19 protein-coding genes are annotated in these 16,964 nt (G+C 44.9%); 17 read left to right on the top strand and 2 right to left on the bottom strand.

Going from position 1 to position 16,964, the window contains the following annotated elements; all coding sequences use genetic code 11:
- The first annotated feature begins 19 nt into the window (after nt 1–19).
- From QNH36_RS15015 to QNH36_RS14950, 14 genes are all read left to right on the top strand, one after another.
- A complete protein-coding gene (locus QNH36_RS15015) occupies nt 20–1,000 on the top strand; it encodes a S66 family peptidase (protein WP_283903735.1) in 981 nt (326 codons plus the stop codon).
- Between the two features lie 669 nt (nt 1,001–1,669).
- Nucleotides 1,670–3,031: an aspartate aminotransferase family protein gene (locus QNH36_RS15010; protein ID WP_283903734.1), complete on the top strand. Its 1,362-nt coding sequence runs from the start codon at nt 1,670–1,672 to the stop codon at nt 3,029–3,031.
- On the top strand, nt 3,032–3,724 hold the full coding sequence (locus tag QNH36_RS15005; RefSeq protein ID WP_144479876.1) for a CoA transferase subunit A: 693 nt from the start codon (nt 3,032–3,034) through the stop codon (nt 3,722–3,724).
- Nucleotides 3,709–4,374 (top strand): 3-oxoacid CoA-transferase subunit B, encoded by a 666-nt coding sequence (locus QNH36_RS15000; protein WP_144479874.1) that lies wholly within the window; start codon nt 3,709–3,711, stop codon nt 4,372–4,374. The genes QNH36_RS15005 and QNH36_RS15000 overlap by 16 nt, the downstream gene beginning before the upstream one ends.
- A 13-nt stretch (nt 4,375–4,387) precedes the next feature.
- The gene (locus QNH36_RS14995; RefSeq protein ID WP_283903733.1) at nt 4,388–5,656 is read left to right on the top strand and encodes a peptidase; all 1,269 of its coding nucleotides are present in this window, start codon (nt 4,388–4,390) and stop codon (nt 5,654–5,656) included.
- A 130-nt stretch (nt 5,657–5,786) separates the two neighbouring features.
- Nucleotides 5,787–7,124, top strand: a complete 1,338-nt coding sequence (gene gabT / locus QNH36_RS14990) for a 4-aminobutyrate--2-oxoglutarate transaminase (protein ID WP_144479870.1) — start codon at nt 5,787–5,789, stop codon at nt 7,122–7,124.
- A gap of 1 nt (nt 7,125) precedes the next feature.
- Nucleotides 7,126–8,547, top strand: a complete 1,422-nt coding sequence (locus QNH36_RS14985; protein ID WP_283903732.1) for an aldehyde dehydrogenase family protein — start codon at nt 7,126–7,128, stop codon at nt 8,545–8,547.
- Nucleotides 8,548–8,615: 68 nt separating this feature from the next.
- On the top strand, nt 8,616–9,482 hold the full coding sequence (gene ablB / locus QNH36_RS14980) for a putative beta-lysine N-acetyltransferase (RefSeq protein WP_251540596.1): 867 nt from the start codon (nt 8,616–8,618) through the stop codon (nt 9,480–9,482).
- 46 nt (nt 9,483–9,528) lie between these two features.
- Complete coding sequence (locus QNH36_RS14975) at nt 9,529–10,926, top strand: sigma-54 interaction domain-containing protein (RefSeq protein WP_144479864.1); 1,398 nt, start codon at nt 9,529–9,531, stop codon at nt 10,924–10,926.
- Between the two features lie 155 nt (nt 10,927–11,081).
- Nucleotides 11,082–12,518, top strand: a complete 1,437-nt coding sequence (gene kamA / locus QNH36_RS14970; RefSeq protein ID WP_144479862.1) for a lysine 2,3-aminomutase — start codon at nt 11,082–11,084, stop codon at nt 12,516–12,518.
- The gene (locus QNH36_RS14965) at nt 12,518–12,799 is read left to right on the top strand and encodes a YokU family protein (RefSeq protein WP_251540594.1); all 282 of its coding nucleotides are present in this window, start codon (nt 12,518–12,520) and stop codon (nt 12,797–12,799) included. Before kamA ends, QNH36_RS14965 begins: the two co-directional genes overlap by 1 nt.
- A 130-nt stretch (nt 12,800–12,929) precedes the next feature.
- Entirely contained in the window at nt 12,930–13,121 is a 192-nt protein-coding gene (locus tag QNH36_RS14960; protein WP_144479858.1) for a hypothetical protein, read from the top strand.
- 117 nt (nt 13,122–13,238) lie between these two features.
- Nucleotides 13,239–13,460, top strand: a complete 222-nt coding sequence (locus tag QNH36_RS14955; RefSeq protein WP_144479856.1) for a YozE family protein — start codon at nt 13,239–13,241, stop codon at nt 13,458–13,460.
- A gap of 138 nt (nt 13,461–13,598) precedes the next feature.
- On the top strand, nt 13,599–14,297 hold the full coding sequence (locus QNH36_RS14950; protein WP_144479854.1) for a hypothetical protein: 699 nt from the start codon (nt 13,599–13,601) through the stop codon (nt 14,295–14,297).
- On the opposite strand, the gene QNH36_RS14945 is transcribed toward QNH36_RS14950, so the two are convergent.
- Nucleotides 14,294–14,464, bottom strand: a complete 171-nt coding sequence (locus tag QNH36_RS14945) for a hypothetical protein (protein ID WP_186326834.1) — start codon at nt 14,462–14,464, stop codon at nt 14,294–14,296. The two genes, QNH36_RS14950 and QNH36_RS14945, sit on opposite strands and share 4 nt — an antisense overlap.
- A 136-nt stretch (nt 14,465–14,600) precedes the next feature.
- On the opposite strand from QNH36_RS14945, the gene QNH36_RS14940 reads away from it, so the two are divergent.
- Together QNH36_RS14940 and QNH36_RS14935 are read left to right on the top strand one after the other, a co-directional pair.
- Nucleotides 14,601–14,774: a YozD family protein gene (locus QNH36_RS14940; protein ID WP_144479852.1), complete on the top strand. Its 174-nt coding sequence runs from the start codon at nt 14,601–14,603 to the stop codon at nt 14,772–14,774.
- Between the two features lie 169 nt (nt 14,775–14,943).
- Entirely contained in the window at nt 14,944–15,714 is a 771-nt protein-coding gene (locus tag QNH36_RS14935) for a sporulation protein (protein WP_251540589.1), read from the top strand.
- Between the two features lie 41 nt (nt 15,715–15,755).
- Here the strand turns inward: QNH36_RS14935 and QNH36_RS14930 are convergent, their stop codons facing one another.
- Complete coding sequence (locus QNH36_RS14930) at nt 15,756–15,887, bottom strand: hypothetical protein (RefSeq protein WP_260983645.1); 132 nt, start codon at nt 15,885–15,887, stop codon at nt 15,756–15,758.
- Nucleotides 15,888–16,072: 185 nt separating this feature from the next.
- On the opposite strand from QNH36_RS14930, the gene deoD reads away from it, so the two are divergent.
- A complete protein-coding gene (gene deoD, locus QNH36_RS14925; RefSeq protein ID WP_144479849.1) occupies nt 16,073–16,777 on the top strand; it encodes a purine-nucleoside phosphorylase in 705 nt (234 codons plus the stop codon).
- The last annotated feature ends 187 nt before the right edge of the window (nt 16,778–16,964 follow it).

Here is a 16,964-nt window from a genome sequence, read left to right as displayed (position 1 = left end):
TTGAAGAGGCGGGGAGAATATGTTTGCACCCAAGTTAGTGCCTGGGGATGAGATTCGGATCATCGCACCAGCGACAAGCATGATCATTCTGAAGGGAGCTCAACTAGACCTGGCTGTTGAGAGATTGACGCAGCTGGGCTTTAAGGTGACGTTTGGAAAGTATGCAGATGCTCATGATGAGTTTTTCAGTTCTTCGATTGAGGAACGGATCGAGGACTTGCATGAAGCATTTACCGACCCGAATGTAAAAGGGATTTTAACGGCCATAGGCGGATACAATTCCAACCAGCTGCTGAAATACATAGACTATGATTTGATCGCTTCCAATCCGAAGGTTTTTTGCGGCTACAGCGATATTACGGCGTTGCAGCTGGCAATCTATAAGAAAACCGGGCTTGTAACATACTCAGGCCCACATTTTTCAACCTTTGGCGTGAAACATGGGTTGGAATATACATTGAATTCTTTTTTGGATGCAGTTACAAATGATGCACCATATGAAATTTCTCCTTCTGAAACTTGGTCAGATGACGCCTGGTATCTCGAACAGGAAAATCGGACGTTCCACGAAAACGATGGCTATATGGTCATCCGGGAAGGAGAAGCAAGCGGGAAGTTGATCGGCGGCAATCTTAGCACAATGAACCTGCTTCAGGGTACAGAATTCATGCCATCCCTGAAAGACAGCATCCTGTTCATTGAAGATGATGAAGAAAGCCATTCAAGAAGTTTTGACCGGGATGTCCAGTCACTTCTTCACCTACCAGACGCAGCCTCAATAAAAGCTCTATTGATTGGCCGTTTCCAAAAGAATTCCAATGTCACAGAAGAGGCATTAAGAAAAATCATCTTGAGTAAAGTAGAATTAAGGAATATACCGATCATCGCAAATGTCAATTTCGGACATGTCCAGCCATTTGCCACCCTGCCGATCGGGTCATTCGCTACCGTTAAGGCAGCCAGTGACAAAACTGAAATCTTTATCGAACAAGACGAATAGTTCATGATGGAGGCACCTTTTATAATGGTGTCTTTTTTTGTTATTTTTCTGTTGTACTATGGAGCACTTTGAACGGCATTTTATGAAAATTGAAACCGGAGCGGTCCGAAGTTCAGACCGCTTTTTGTGCATTAGGACCAAAGTTGTCCGAAGCAGCTCGTAGTTCGGCCAGCTTTTCGAGTAGTAGCCCCAAAGCTGTCCGAAGTAGCCCGAAGTTCGGACAGCATTTCGAGTAGTAGCCCCAAATCTGTCCGAAGCAGCTCCGAATTCGGACAGGTTTTCGTGTAGTAGCTCTTAAGTTGTCCGAAGCAGCCCTGAGTTCGGCCAGCTTTTCGTGTATTGCCGCCAAAGCTGTCCGAAGCAACCCTGGTTTCGGCCAGTTTTTTGTGCATTACCCCCAATGCTGTCCGAAGCAAGCCCAAGTTCGGCCAGCTTTACGAGTAGTACCCCCAATGCTGTCCAAAGCAAGCCCGCGGTCGCATTTCAAATAGTATAACCGCAGACTCCCTAAATGCAGGCTAGTACCGGACTCCATAAAAAATCCCCCTCACGTTAACGCCCTGGGCTGTATGGCGTAATTTTTTCATATATAAGAAAGATTCCCGTTTTGTTTTCATACAATTTACAGAATGTCCATTTGATTTTAATTGCGGTGAATGGAGTGAAATTATGAGGTCGTCCTATTTAATCAAACCTGCCCTGGATGAGAGCTATCCTGAGATTGACTATGGTAAAGGCATCTACCTTTTTGACAAAGACGGGAAGAAGTATCTTGATGCTGCATCCGGGGCTGTAACGGCAAACATCGGTCATGGAGTTCCGGAAATCATTCTTGCGATGTATGAACAGTCCAAGCGAGTTTCATTTGTCTATCGCTCTCAATTCACCAGTGAGCCGGCAGAAAAGCTGGCAGAAAAAATTTCTGATTCATTGCCTGGTGACCTGAATTGGAGTTTCTTTGTAAATAGTGGGTCAGAAGCGACCGAAACCGCTTTGAAAATTGCGATTCAGTACTGGCAGGAGAAAGGGATGAAGTCAAAAATCAAAATACTTTCTAGATGGGTCAGCTACCATGGTATCACGCTTGGTGCACTCTCGATGTCAGGACATCCCGGAAGAAGAGCGAGGTTTGTGCCATTGCTCGAGGAATTCCCGACGATTTCGCCTCCCTACTGTTATCGCTGTCCATACCAAAAATCAGCGCCGGAATGCGGTTATTTATGCGCCATGGAGCTGGAGGGGGCAATAAAAAGGATTGGAGCTGACCACATTGCCGCATTTATTGCAGAACCTGTGATTGGTGCAGCCGGCGGAGCGATTTCGCCACCGGAAGGGTACTACGAAACAATTAAAAAGATTTGTGATGAGAACAATATATTATTTATCGCAGATGAAGTAATGACAGGGTTTGGCAGGACTGGGTCGATGCTGGCAATGGAGCATTGGAATATCATTCCCGATATTGTCGCCCTTGGCAAGGGGATGGGGGCTGGTTATGCACCAATAGCAGCGACCGTTGTAAGTGACCATGTGATGGAACCGATCCTGAAGGGTTCCAAAGTGATCATGAGCGGTCACACTCTAAGCGCAAACCCTCAATCATGTGCAGCAGCTTTGGCTGTTTTGGAATACCTTGAAAACAATCATATTTTGAAAGATGTAGAATCGAGGTCTGTTTATCTCAAAAATAAGCTCGATCGCCTTAAAACACAATTCACTTTTATCGGGGATGTGCGGGGAAAAGGGTTGCTTCTTGGTATGGAGTTTGTCAAATTACCTGCAGCGAAAATTCCGTTCGACCAGAGTGTAAAACTGACGGAGCTGGTTGTCAGAACTGGCAGGGACCACGGGATATTGCTGTATCCTGCGGCGGCAGGCCTTGATGGGCTTTCAGGTGACGCGGTTATCATCGCACCCCCGCTTACAATCACGAAGCGTGAAATTGACGAACTGATTGCCCTTTTGAAAACAACATTGGTTGAAGTATATAAAACACTGGGATTTCCTTTTGAAAATGGAGTTGAAGAGTAGATGGAAAATCCATTTGGAAAAATTGCTGCGCTTGAGCAGGCAATGGAATATTTCTATGACGGAATGACCTTGATGTTTGGCGGGTTTGGAGGAGTCGGTTCTCCTCCAGCCCTGATAGATGGCATTCTGGAAAAGAACATCAAAAATCTTATGTTGATAGGAAATGATACAGGCTTTCCGGAAATCGGCATCGGTAAAATTGTCAGCCGCAGGAGGGCCAGGAAAGTGATTGCCTCCCATATCGGCTCGAATCCTGTTGCAGGCGACCTGATGACCAGAGGGGAACTGGAGGTCGAGTTCTCGCCGCAGGGCACACTTACGGAACGTATAAGGGCAGGTGGAATGGGGATTGGCGCTATTTTAACAGATGTTGGGGTCGATCATGATTTCGTTGCAAAGGGCAAACAAAAGATGACCCTTAACGGCAAAGAGTATTTAATTGAAACAGCGCTGACGGCAGATGTGGCAATTGTCTATGCCAAAAAAGCCGATCCATACGGAAACCTGGTTTTCGATAAAAGCGCGAGGAATACGAATCCGCTTGTGGCGATGGCGGGGAAGTTTACAATTGCCGAGGCTGAAGAAATTGTTCCGCTTGGCAGTCTGGACCCCGAGGAAATAGTGACGCCCGGTGTGTTCGTGGATATGGTGATTCCATCTTGTGGGGTGAATTGGAAATGGGCATGGGAATAGATGTCAGGAATAGAATGGCGAAGCGGGCTGCCGAGGAGATTACATCCGGGATGGTAGTCAATCTGGGCATTGGAATTCCTTCTCTTGTTCCTAACCACCTGCCACGGGAAACACAGGTAATGTTCCATGCCGAAAATGGGATAGTCGGAATGGGCGCATCCCCTGAAAAGGGATGGGAAGATGAAAATTTATGCAACGCGGGCGGGTTCCCGGTTACGGTCGTTGCAGGTTCTTCTTATTGTGACAGCGCGGTGGCATTCGGAATGATCCGACGCGGGCGGGTTGATCTTACCATACTTGGTTCTTTACAGGTAAGCCAAAAAGGAGACCTAGCGAACTGGATTGTCCCGGGTAAAAAAGTGCCGGGAATGGGTGGGGCGATGGAACTGGCACAAAAGGCCAGGAAAGTTGCCGTACTGATGAACCACACAGATAAGAACGGGGTGTCCAAATTGGTGAAGTCATGCTCCTTGCCATTGACTGCGGCAAACTGTGTCGACTTGGTGATCACCGACCTGGCAGTTTTTAAAATAAATGAAGGCTCCATGATTCTCTCTGAGCTTTTTGCGCCATATACCATTGCTGAGATTACTGCTAAAACAGCCTGTGATTTCTCGATCGCGGAGGATCTTCGGGTTATTGATTATTAAAGGGGTTGATATCGTGCAATCTGCTGAGGAAAAGGTGCGGAATTATATTAAGGAAAACAGAATCAAGGGAACACGCCTATTGCAAAAAATGGTGCAGGAGCCAAGTACGAGGGGAGAAGAAAGTGGAGCACAGGCTGTAGTGATTGAAAAATGCCGTGAATTAGGCTTTGAAATGGATATTTGGGAAATCGGAGGTGACGGATTGCCTGACCACCCGGCGTTTTGCTCTGATCGCAGCAACTTCAAAGGCAACCCTAATGCGGTAGGAATCATGAAGGGGACTGGTGGGGGGAAGTCGATGATCCTGAATGGCCATATCGACGTTGTACCAGCTGGTGACACCAAGGCTTGGGATCGGGACCCTTTCAGCGGATATATTGAAAGCGGCAAGCTTTTCGGCCGGGGTTCGACAGATATGAAGGGCGGAACTGCTTCCTTGCTGATGGCGATGGAAGCCATAAAGAATTCAGGGATCAAGTTAAAAGGAGATGTCATTTTCCAGAGCGTGATTGAAGAAGAAAGCGGCGGTGCGGGGTCGCTTGCTGCAGTCTTGAGAGGTTATAAGGCGGATGCCGCAATCATTCCGGAACCAACAAACATGAAGCTTTTTCCTAAGCAGCAGGGGTCCATGTGGTTCAGGATTTCAGTTAAAGGCAAAGGTGCCCATGGCGGCACAAGGTATGAGGGAGTCAATGCGATTGAGAAGGCGATGCAGGTAATTGATGGACTGAGAAAACTGGAGACGGAGAGAAACGAGAAAATAACAGATCCGTTTTTTGATAGTATTCCAATACCAATTCCAATCAATATCGGCAAAATTCAGGCTGGCGACTGGCCATCCTCTGTTCCAGACCTGGCGATCATTGAAGGCAGGATGGGGGTTGCGCCGAACGAAACCCAGGAGGAAGCAAAACGGGAAATGGCTGCAGCCTTATCGCAAGTAAGCAATGCTGATACATGGCTTGAAGAAAACAACCCTGTGCTAGAATGGTTCGGCGCAAGCTGGCTGCCGGGCGACCTGGATCCAGAGCATGAACTGATTCGAGACTTATCCGAAAGCTATAAAGGTGTCAAAGAACAGGAGCCTTTAATTGAAGCCTCCCCTTGGGCGACAGATGGCGGAATCCTTTCAAAAGTCGGCGGAATACCGGTTGTGGTTTTTGGGCCTGGGGTAACTGAAACGGCACATCAGGCAAACGAATATATCAGGCTTGAAGATGTATTTGAAACCGCCGAAATCATTGCCCTCACTTTGCTTAAATGGTGTGAAATCAGTGAATAACAGCTTTTTACTGGCATTGGGGTGAAGCAAGTATTATAAAGCTTTTAAACAATGAAGTTAGAAATGAAAGCAGACTTGTAAAACCTGTGTCAACCAAACTGCCATCATTTCAATTAGGAGGAGTCAAAAAGTGGGAGATATTAAGATCAAAACAGCCATTCCCGGTCCCAAGGCGAAGGCTTTGCTGGAAAGAAAAGAGAAGAATATTCCTGTTGGTCCATTTAATACGATCAAATCTTTTGCCGAAAGTGGCGAAGGTGCCCTGTTGACTGATGTAGACGGGAACACATTCATTGACTTTGCAGGTGCAATCGGCACCCTCAATGTTGGACATTGTCCGCCAGAGGTTGTAAATGCGCTCCATGAACAGATTGACCGTTATCTTCACCCATGTTTTCATGTGATGATGTATGAACCTTATATTGAACTGGCTGAAGTGCTGAACAACATCACGCCTGGAGACCATGATAAAAAGACCTTTTTTCTCAGCACGGGTGCAGAAGCAGTTGAGAACGCGATAAAGATCGCCAGGAAATTTTCCGGCAGAAAAGGGATCATTTCCTTTGAACGGGCATTTCATGGCAGGACGTATATGGCAATGTCACTGACAAGCAAGGTCAAACCGTACAAGTACCAGTTCGGCCCATTTGCACCAGAAACCTATAAATGGCCTTACCCTGTATATTCACAGGAGAAAAGCATGTCCCCCGATCAACTGGATGCTTATATCCTGAAGAAGTTTGAGACATTTTTCCAGAGTGAGGTGCCAGGCACGGAAATTGCCGCGGTCATCATGGAACCCATCCAGGGTGAAGGTGGATTTAACATACCATCAAAGCCCTTTGTGCAAGGTGTGAAAAAGATATGTGAAAAGTATGGAATCCTCTTTATTGCAGATGAAATCCAGACAGGTTTTGGCAGGACAGGGAAGATGTTCGCAATGGAACATTACGGAGTGATACCTGATCTGATGACCATGTCAAAATCGATCGCAGCCGGACTTCCAATCAGCGCGGTGACTGGACGGGCCGAAATTATGGATTCAGCCGGCATTGGAGAAATTGGCGGAACATATGGAGGAAGTCCTCTCGGTTGTGTTGCAGCGATCGAAGTCGTTAAAATGATAGAAGAGCAAAAACTTCTCGAGAAAGCAAACTTTTTTGGAGATAAGTTTCAGGAGAGATTCGGAGGGCTGGCAAAACAGTTTTCGGAGATTGGTGATATCCGGTCATTAGGAGCAATGTGCGCAATCGAATTTTTCGATGAAAATGGGCTGCCGAATGGACAGATTGTTAAGGAGGTGCTTGCGAAGGCTCATCAGCGCGGATTGATTTTAATGAGCGCTGGCTTTTATGGTAACGTCATCAGGCTTCTCGCTCCGCTTGTCATAACAGACGGGCAGATGGAGGAAGGGTTTGATGTCCTTGAATCCGTGATTTTTGAATGCTGCAAGCAGCAGGAGGGATAAGATGAAACAGAATTTATGGATAAATGGAGAAAGTGTGGAAACAGAAAATTACCGTCCACTGTTAAATCCGTATACAGGTGGACAAATAGCCGAAGTAGCAGAGGCTGCCAAAGAAGATGTAATAAGAGCGATTGACTCTGCAGCTGAAGCTGCGAGGGGCATGGCGGAAATGGATGCCCATAAACGTGCCGATATCCTTCGGAAAGTGGCCGATTATATCCAGGAAGACCGTGAAGAATGTGCAAGACTGATCGCTGAGGAATCCTCCAAACCATTGAAAGCGGCCCGGGCAGAGGTCGACCGGACTGTTATGACCTATACATTCGCCTCGGAAGAAGCCAGAAGGATCCAGGGAGATACCATCCCGATGGATGCTGCTCCCGGAGGAGAGGGACGGATCGCCTATACTGTAAAGGAGCCGCTTGGCGTCATCGCTGCGATTACACCATTCAATTTTCCAATGAACCTTGTAGCCCACAAGGTGGGGCCAGCGATAGCAGCAGGAAATACAGTCGTCCTGAAGCCCGCGAGCCAGACGCCGTTATCAGCTTATAAAATCGCCTCATACTTCCATAGGGCAGGATTGCCGGCAGGTGCTCTTAATGTAGTGACAGGCAGCGGGAAAAATGTGGGCGACGCCCTGATTGCCGATGATCGGGTAAAAAAAGTGACCTTTACCGGAAGTCCTGCAGTCGGTAAGTATATTCGTGAAAATGCTGGATTGAAAAGGGTAACGCTTGAACTGGGCTCAAATTCGGCATTGATAGTCGACGAAGGAACGGACCTTAGTAAGGTAATGCCAAGAATCGTGACGGGTGCCTTCTCAAATCAGGGGCAGGTATGCATTTCGATTCAGCGCATTTACGTGTATGAAACTATTGCCGAGGATTTTGTTTCACAATTCGTTGAAGAAGCGGGCCGTCTTAAAGTGGGAGACCCTCTGGATGAAGAAACAGATGTAGCTGCAATGATCAGTGCGGAGGATGTGGAAAGGGCCCAGTCCTGGATCAGTGATGCGGTGGGAAATGGAGCCGAACTGGTCCTTGGAGGAGAAAGTGAACAGCAGGTATTAAAGCCGACTGTGCTCCTCAATGCAAAACCGACTGATAAGATTTCCTGTGAGGAAATCTTTGCGCCAGTTGTCCATATCAACACGTTCATGGACTTTGATGAAGCAATCACTGAGGTCAATGAGTCGCAGTTCGGCCTTCAGGCAGGTGTTTATACAAATGATCTTCAAAAAGCCTTCAGAGCAGCCAGTAATCTGCACGTCGGCGGCGTGATGATCAATGATATTCCTACTTTCCGGGTTGACCATATGCCATATGGCGGTGTCAAACAAAGCGGGACTGGAAGAGAAGGGATCAAGTATGCTGTCGAAGAAATGACTGAACTGAAGCTTGTTTCATTCAAATTGGATTGAACCGTCAGCCTGGCCTAAAGCCAGGCTTTTGATTCGACAGAAGATCTTAGGGGATGGGGGAGAGGAAAATGCATTTAGGGAAAACAATCGTCTTAGCAGACAAAAATGGCAAGATGACTGTTTATCTTGACAAACAAAATAAACGGGTGAGAGTGGAGGATTATTTAGGCAGTTTATCGAATGCATTGAAATGCGCTGAAGAGCTGGCAGAGAGCGAAAAGGCAGATAAATTGATCATTAAAGGAAGAAGAGAACATTTCACACAGCTGCTTGAACACGGGTACAGTTTCGAGGCAAGCATTGACGGTTTTTTCCTTGGCTCCGATTGCGTGTTCTTTTCAAAGTTTCTAAGCGATGACAGAAAAGCAACGCCGCACTGGACCGAGGAGGACGGAATCATAAAAAGTGTCTATCATTTGGCAGAGCCCGCCCAGAAGATCACTCCGCCTGGCGATTATGTGATGAAGAAAATGGACAAATCGGATGCCCACGGCTTATCTGACTTATACAAAGAAGTCTTTCAAATCTATCCGACCCCGCTGAACGACCCGGAGTATATTGTCAAAACGATGACCGAAGGCACGATTTACTATGGATTTGTCCATGATGGCCAAATTGTAAGTGCTGCTTCCGCTGAGGTCGATCTTTTTTACAAAAACGCGGAAATGACTGATTGTGCGACGTTAAAAGAGCACCGGAAGCATGGCTTGATGAAAGTCCTCCTGGCTCGTTTAGAGGCCGAACTGATTGAGAACGGCATTTTTTGCGCCTATTCAATTGCGAGGTCATTATCTTTTGGCATGAATGCAGCATTGTATCAATTGGGCTATGCCTATCGCGGCAGGCTGGTGAATAATGTATATATTTATGATAAAATTGAGAACATGAACGTCTGGGTAAAAAATTTGGCAAAACCGCCAAATATTGGGCAGTAAAAGACAGTTTTTCGGCACGCTGTCATATACTTAATATGGGAGTGTGATGGGATTGAATTCAGTATCCAATGTTACCGAAGAAATCTTGAGCGCAATACTGAAGTGCATCGATGAGGCAATCCATGTCGTCAATACAGAAGGCATTACGATCTTTTACAATCAAGTTGCCGCCAGGCATGATGGATTGGAAATCAGTGAAGTCATTGGGAAGCCGCTCTTGAGTGTTTTTCCTTCACTGAATGATCAATCCAGCACCTTGCTGAAAGTGATAGAAACGAAAAAGCCAATCTATAATGAAACCCAATCCTTTGTTAACTTGCACGGAAGGAAAATTGAAACCGTCAATACAACTCTGCCAATATTTGTCCAGGGGCAACTGATAGGCGCTGTTGAAATCGCCAAGGATTATTCGCGGATCAAGCAGCTTTCTGAACGTCTGGTCGAAATCCAAAAGGGGTTGAGACTCAGTAATGGCAAGGCTGTAAAACAGCAGGCAGGCTATACGTTCAGTGATGTATTGACAACGAATAAGCATTTTATGTTGGTAAAAAAGAAGGCTGAAAAACTGGCAAAATCCGATTCTCCCATTCTTGTTTATGGGGAAAGCGGCACCGGAAAAGAACTCTTCGTCCAATCCATCCATAATGCATCAAAGCGGGCTGCTGGTCCGTTCATAGCCCAGAATTGTGCAGCGATACCTGAAAATCTGCTCGAAAGTATCCTGTTTGGAACCTCTAAGGGAAGTTATACCGGAGCGGTGGACAGGCCAGGTCTTTTCGAACTTGCAAACGGAGGGACGCTTTTCCTTGATGAGCTCAACTCGATGCCATTCGACCTCCAGGCTAAATTACTGCGTGTACTTGAGGATGGCGCTGTCCGAAGGGTCGGAAGCACGAATGTTACCTCAGTGAATGTCAGGGTGATTTCTGCGATGAATGTCTACCCGGGAAAGGCGATGGAAGAGAACCAGCTGCGGACCGATCTCTTTTACCGACTGAATGTCCTGACATTCGAATTGATCCCTTTAAGACAAAGAAAGGAAGATATTCTTTATCTGAGCGATCTTTTTATAAGCCAGTACAATCATGAGCTGAGGAAGCATGTAACCGGGCTCGATGAAAAGGCCAAGTCTGTTTTTCTTACCCATCAATGGCCTGGAAATGTACGCGAGCTGAAGCATACGATTGAGTACATGATGAATGTCTGTGAAGGTGAAAAGCTGACTGCCCATGATCTTCCAATGATGTTGAAAAACATTGCCCCAGAGCCAGTGAGCAGTGCTCCTTCACTGGTATTGAGAGAAAATCTGAAGGAGCTTGAAGTACAGTTGATTAAAGATGCGCTGGAAGCTTCAGGCGGAAATATCCAGCAGGCAGCCATCCTTCTGGATATACCAAGGCAGACACTTCAATATAAAATTAAAAAATTGAATATCCAGCCTTGAAACATAATCTGCCGAAATTTCAGCAGGTTATTTTTTTACCTAGGATTGTCCTGTTCTCCAATAACTCCTATTGCAAGCAATCTTCAGAATAATTCGCCAACTTGGCACGGAACTTGCATTGTAAATAGGTATAAAAATAGCTAGGGGGAAATTGGATGAAACAAACTTTATATAAGCCATCAAGACATTGGAAAGATATCGAACTCTGGAAAGATGTGACCGAAGAGCAATGGAATGACTGGCTCTGGCAGCTTACAAACACAATCAGGACGCTCGATGATCTGAAAAAAGTCATCAATCTGACTCCTGAGGAGGAAGAGGGGGTCCGGATCTCAACGAAAACAATCCCACTCAATATCACACCATATTATGCTTCATTAATGAATCCAGATGATCCTCGCTGCCCGGTAAGGATGCAGTCCGTCCCAATATCAAAGGAAATCCACAAAACAAAATACGATTTGGAAGATCCGCTGCACGAAGATGAGGATTCACCTGTGCCAGGCTTGACTCATCGATATCCTGACAGGGTGCTGTTCCTTGTTACCAACCAATGCTCGATGTACTGCCGCTACTGTACACGCCGCAGATTTTCCGGACAAATCGGCATGGGGGTAGCCAAAAAGCAGCTGGATGCGGCTATCAACTATATCAGGAACACTCCAGAAGTACGCGATGTGCTGATTTCGGGAGGGGATGGCCTGCTGATCAATGACAATATCCTCGAGTATATCCTGAAAAACCTGCGCGAAATTGATCATGTGGAAATTATTCGCATTGGCACCCGGGCACCTGTAGTATTTCCGCAGCGAATTACAGAGAATCTTTGTTCCATCCTCAAAAAATACCATCCAATCTGGTTGAATACACACTTCAATACATCAATCGAAATTACTGAGGATTCAAAACGGGCATGTGAAATGCTTGCGAATGCAGGTGTTCCGGTTGGGAATCAATCGGTCATCCTCGCTGGCATAAATGACAGTGTTCCAATCATGAAAAAGCTGATGCATGACCTTGTAAAAATCCGGGTCCGACCTTATTATATCTACCAGTGCGATCTGTCTGAAGGCATTGGTCATTTCCGAGCTCCTGTGACGAAGGGACTTGAAATCATCGAGGGCTTGAGGGGCCATACGTCTGGCTATGCTGTCCCGACATTTGTAGTTGATGCACCTGGTGGAGGAGGGAAAATCTCCTTGCAGCCAAACTACCTGATTTCGCAAAGTCCTGAAAAAGTCGTGCTGCGGAATTTCGAAGGTGTCATCACCTCTTATCCAGAACCTGAAAATTATGTTCCTGGCAGAGCGGAAGGATACTTCAAGCAGGTCTATCCTGATTATGAAAAGAAAAAATCCAATACCGGAATAGCAGCCATCATGAATGACAGTGAATTCAACTTAATTCCAGAAGGACTTGGCAGGATTGACCGCCGTGAAAAGTATGAGGAAGATCCAGCTCATGCATCACTCAAGGATAAGCGGGAAAAGCGGGATGAACTGAAAGAAAAGAAATTCATGGCTCAACAGAAAAAAACAACACATGCCCCTGATAGCCAGGAGACGATCCCCACAGCAAAGGGGAGTGAATAATGACTATTTGTGAATGGTGCAGCAGTGAAAATATCAAAGCAGTCACAGACAAAGTTTATTGGGAACTCCCTGATGGGACTAAAGCGATCCAAATTGATGATACACCAGCAGTCCATTGTCTCGACTGCCAAATGACCTATCAGACAGAGTTGATCACAAAGGAAATCGAAGACCAGCTGTTTTTAATCGATACGAAAAAACTCTCCAAAGTCATCACCTTCGAAGAATTGATGGAACAGCCAAGACTGCTGAAGCGAAATTACTTTGATTTTTCATCTTGAAATGAGGAGTGACAAAAATAACCTGAAACAGAAAGCTGTTCACAAAAAATTCAAATCTCCTTTTTATCCAGTTACTCCCTACTCTTTATAATAGAGTGGGGAGTATTCATATTGGAAGTGAGGAGATCTTGTGTATATCGCTTTATCAATCATGCTGATGGCGGCAATGTTGGTGTTGTTCCTATGCGGATACTATGTGAGGATGATCAAAGAGAAATTCGGGATGAACTGGCTTCATGCTGTTCCCATTACTGTGGCCATTTTAATGGTGAATATTATATGGGCATTGCTGGAGATGGCGAAATCAGCCAGATGGCAATAACGGCGGGCATCTTTCCTGGTAGGGAAGGTGCTCGATACTTTCTAATATGTGGACGGACAGTAAACTTTTCGTTATAGTATGGACAGACAAATTCTAAATTTAGGCAGGCGTTCATATATGTATAAAAGTTTTTACCACTTTCTCATGAAATACCGGTCCACGAAACCAAAGGATGCGATCAGCAGGTTCGCGAACTCTGCATACGACGATCTTTCCTTCCCTAAAAACTCGGAAGACTATGACGAAATAAGCTCCTATCTGGAAGTCAACGGACAGTATCCTGAAAGCATGGCTGTCTTTGATGAGGCATGGGAAGAATATTTGATAGCTGAAAGCTGAAAAGGCTGCTGCGCTCACACGCAGGAGCCTTTTGTTTTAATAATATATTCATCCTTCATCTGGGCGTGGCGATTTTCAGAATAGTGCATATACTGTGGTAATCACAATTCACGACTCATCGTTGAGGAGATGGAGGAAATGGAAAAACGGAAGAAACCTAAGTTTAACATCGGTGATACAGTCGTGATCACTATTTATGGTACCGTGGGGAAAGTGACAGATATAAAGTGGCTTGACGGCCTTCATGTATATGAGATAAATAAGAGCGAGGGCTTGTATTTAGAAACAAGTTTGCAGATGCTCTCTGAATATGATGGAAAGCTGATGGAAAAGGAACAAATCGATATCGAGTATAAATATTTCTTCGGGGATTTAGTCCAGGTAAAGGGATATGGTTCGGATCTGTTTAAAGTTGTTGGTTTCAGGACTGAAATCTGGCGTTATAAGGAAGATGCCTGGGAGGATGTCATATATGAACTCTCGAGGATTAAAGATGGAGAATGGCTTGAAGCCGGGGAAGAAGAGCTGACACTTGTGGCGGATTCAGAAAGCGCGGATACTTTCATCCAGAAGCTCGGACTTCTGTTTTCTGCCAATAAAGAAGTAAGGCCCTCTGTGAACCTCGATAAAAAATCCCTTCAGCCCCGTGCAGGCGAAAAGGAAGAGTTGCGGAAGATCAACCAGAGAAGGATGACCATCGATCATTTGCTCGATATATACAATGACTATCGAATTTTATATAAATGGTTCAATGATGATGAATATGCACATGTTATGAGGGTTATCATTCGGAAGCTGTCATTGCTTGTTAACAATGATGGAAAAAGCCATGTTTAAAGCCAGCCTGAAAACTCCAGCAGCACATAAACAAGAAAAGGAATTCCTGCCACTTGAATAACCTTAAATAATGAATTCACAATGCTGCCAAAAAACTCTACGATTACACTGTTTTCTTTATTGACATCAGCAACGAACATCTCTGCAAGCGTACTTATTGTCTTCATTAAGAATCACCCCGCCATTGATTTATTCCATTCTATGCTTGTCCAAAAGAGATAGAACGATTTTTCTGAAAAATCAATATGCTTGGCATGAAACAAGCACATATATCATACATTTGGAATAAAGGGGGGCGAATCTGTGAAAGAGATTGAGGTTATAATCGATACAGAGGAGATTGCTGAATTTTTCTTTCATGAACTTGTTAAAAGGGGATACGTTCCCACGGAGGAAGAACTTGAAGAGATGGCGGATATCACGTTTGAATATCTGATTGAAAAATGCATCATCGATGAGGAAGAAGACATAGATTAAGGCGATCTACCGATGGGAGGGCCGATTCGGACGAATCAGCCTTTTTATTTTGGAGTCATGCTCACTAATAAAGGTGAAAAAAAAATAATGTATTTTTATGAAACCCTGTTAACTTATAATCGTATACATAGTCGTAAAAGAAAATTGTGATTTCTGGGAGGCAATGAGGATGTCATTTTTTAATAAGGTGTTTGCAAGTGTTGGAATCGGAGCAGCTAAAGTCGACACGAAGCTTGAAAAGGACCGGGTTATGCCAGGAGAAGAGATACGCGGAATCGTTGAAATTCGCGGAGGCAGTGTTGAGCAGAATATTGATGACATCTATTTGAGTTTACATACCACTTATATAAAAGAGAGCGACGAGAGAAAGTATACAGCGACTGCCCAAATCGACCGCTTCAGGCTTACGCAGTCGTTTCTGATCAAAGAAAATGAAACAAAGGAAATCCCTTTTACCTTCAGGCTGCCATTGGAAATTCCGTTAACTATGGGAAGAACGAAGGTTTGGGTAACGACAGGACTTGATATCAAGAATGCGGTCGACCCCGGAGATAAAGATTATTTGACAGTAGTACCGAACCCATTGATGCAAGGGATCTTTAATGCCGTAAGCAATCTGGGCTTCCGGTTAAGGGAGGCTGAGTGTGAGCAGGCACCAAGGCATCTTCGCCGGAACCTGCCATTCGTCCAGGAGTTCGAATTCGTGGCTGCATCAGGTCCATTTAGAGGACGTCTGGATGAACTGGAGTTGGTTCTCTATCCAAACAGCGAAAACGAAGCGGAAGTATTGATGCAAGTTGACCGAAGAGCGAGAGGAATCGGCGGTTTCTTATCAGAAGCGATGGGCATGGATGAAACATATGTAAGAATGAATATCCATGTATCTGATTTGCCCTCCATACAGCAAAAGCTTCAGGATACAATTGCACGGTACTGCTGAAAATTTTGATGACGATGAAGCAAAAGCTTCATCGTCATTTTTTATCCTTGCTTCTTTCTTCCGTTAGCTGAGAACTCCTTGCCGTGTGCTTCTTGCTCGGCAACGATTGCATCAGGAGGGATATGATTGTTTTTCTTAGGCGAATTGATGCGATTGCGATGCTTTTTACCCATTAGCTCATTCTCCTTTATGTCAGTTTTTCTTTTACACCCAGGTAGAGAATTTTTTAATTCAGCTTCGGTAAAGCTATTTCTAGCTTGCCCGTTAACAAAATTGTCATGAAACTGAAGATTTTCCTGCTTAACTATATTGTGGTATAGTTTTGAGGTAGCAACCTATAGGATGGAGGATTATTTGAATGAGTGTACATATTGGTGCTAAAGAAAATGAAATCGCAGAAACGGTATTGCTTCCAGGGGATCCGTTAAGGGCAAAATACATTGCTGAAACATTCCTTGAAGATGCAAAGTTATATAATGAAGTCAGAAATATGTTTGGGTACACAGGTACATACAAAGGCAAGAGGGTTTCTGTCCAGGGCACTGGCATGGGCGTGCCGTCCATTTCAATTTATATCAATGAGTTGATGAATAGCTACAATGTCCAAAACCTGATTCGCGTGGGCACTTGCGGAGCAATCCAAAAGGATGTCAAAGTCCGTGACGTAATCCTGGCAATGAGCTCATCAACTGATTCCCAAATGAACCGCCTTACTTTCGGCGGAGTGGACTTTGCTCCAACAGCAAACTTTGATTTATTGTACAAAGCCTACAATACAGGTCTTGAAAAAGGCTTAAATCTTAAAGTAGGGAATGTGTTCACGGCTGACCAGTTCTACAATGATAATGCAGAATTGGAAAAATGGGCCCAATATCAAATCTTAGCGGTCGAAATGGAAACAACAGCCCTCTATACCTTGGCTGCCAAATACGATCGAAAAGCTCTATCTATCCTGACAGTCAGCGACCACATCCTGACAGGTGAAGAAACGACATCAGAAGAGCGCCAAACAACATTCAACGACATGATCGAAGTAGCGCTCGAAGCAGCAATCAAAGAATAATGAGTTGAAAACCCTTTCCCCTTGAGGAAAGGGTTTTATTATGTACACCCTTAATTAGGATCCCTCAGAATTCAAGGAAAGCCACAATGACTTAAAACCGAGTTTAAAGGATATTTTGAAGAAAGTGTAATCGAAATGACAAAGGAACTTTTTGTTTTATTAATAGTTCGAGAGCAGAGCGTCATTC

It is taken from the genome of Mesobacillus sp. AQ2 (genome assembly GCF_030122805.1).
GTDB lineage: Bacteria > Bacillota > Bacilli > Bacillales > Cytobacillaceae > Mesobacillus > Mesobacillus oceanisediminis_A.
This window is presented reverse-complemented; position numbering and strand designations above follow the sequence as displayed.

Bases quoted from the DNA above. Each gene is read 5' to 3' on its own strand.
- QNH36_RS14955 (WP_144479856.1), top strand. From the start codon at position 13,239: ATGTATAAAAGTTTTTACCACTTTCTCATGAAATACCGGTCCACGAAA.
- QNH36_RS15000 (WP_144479874.1), top strand. From the start codon at position 3,709: ATGGGCATGGGAATAGATGTCAGGAATAGAATGGCGAAGCGGGCTGCC.
- ablB (WP_251540596.1), top strand. From the start codon at position 8,616: ATGCATTTAGGGAAAACAATCGTCTTAGCAGACAAAAATGGCAAGATG.
- deoD (WP_144479849.1), top strand. From the start codon at position 16,073: ATGAGTGTACATATTGGTGCTAAAGAAAATGAAATCGCAGAAACGGTA.
- QNH36_RS15005 (WP_144479876.1), top strand. From the start codon at position 3,032: ATGGAAAATCCATTTGGAAAAATTGCTGCGCTTGAGCAGGCAATGGAA.
- QNH36_RS15010 (WP_283903734.1), top strand. From the start codon at position 1,670: ATGAGGTCGTCCTATTTAATCAAACCTGCCCTGGATGAGAGCTATCCT.
- QNH36_RS14985 (WP_283903732.1), top strand. From the start codon at position 7,126: ATGAAACAGAATTTATGGATAAATGGAGAAAGTGTGGAAACAGAAAAT.
- QNH36_RS15015 (WP_283903735.1), top strand. From the start codon at position 20: ATGTTTGCACCCAAGTTAGTGCCTGGGGATGAGATTCGGATCATCGCA.
- QNH36_RS14935 (WP_251540589.1), top strand. From the start codon at position 14,944: ATGTCATTTTTTAATAAGGTGTTTGCAAGTGTTGGAATCGGAGCAGCT.
- QNH36_RS14930 (WP_260983645.1), bottom strand. From the start codon at position 15,887: ATGGGTAAAAAGCATCGCAATCGCATCAATTCGCCTAAGAAAAACAAT.
- QNH36_RS14965 (WP_251540594.1), top strand. From the start codon at position 12,518: ATGACTATTTGTGAATGGTGCAGCAGTGAAAATATCAAAGCAGTCACA.
- QNH36_RS14950 (WP_144479854.1), top strand. From the start codon at position 13,599: ATGGAAAAACGGAAGAAACCTAAGTTTAACATCGGTGATACAGTCGTG.
- QNH36_RS14975 (WP_144479864.1), top strand. From the start codon at position 9,529: ATGGGATTGAATTCAGTATCCAATGTTACCGAAGAAATCTTGAGCGCA.
- kamA (WP_144479862.1), top strand. From the start codon at position 11,082: ATGAAACAAACTTTATATAAGCCATCAAGACATTGGAAAGATATCGAA.
- QNH36_RS14945 (WP_186326834.1), bottom strand. From the start codon at position 14,464: ATGAAGACAATAAGTACGCTTGCAGAGATGTTCGTTGCTGATGTCAAT.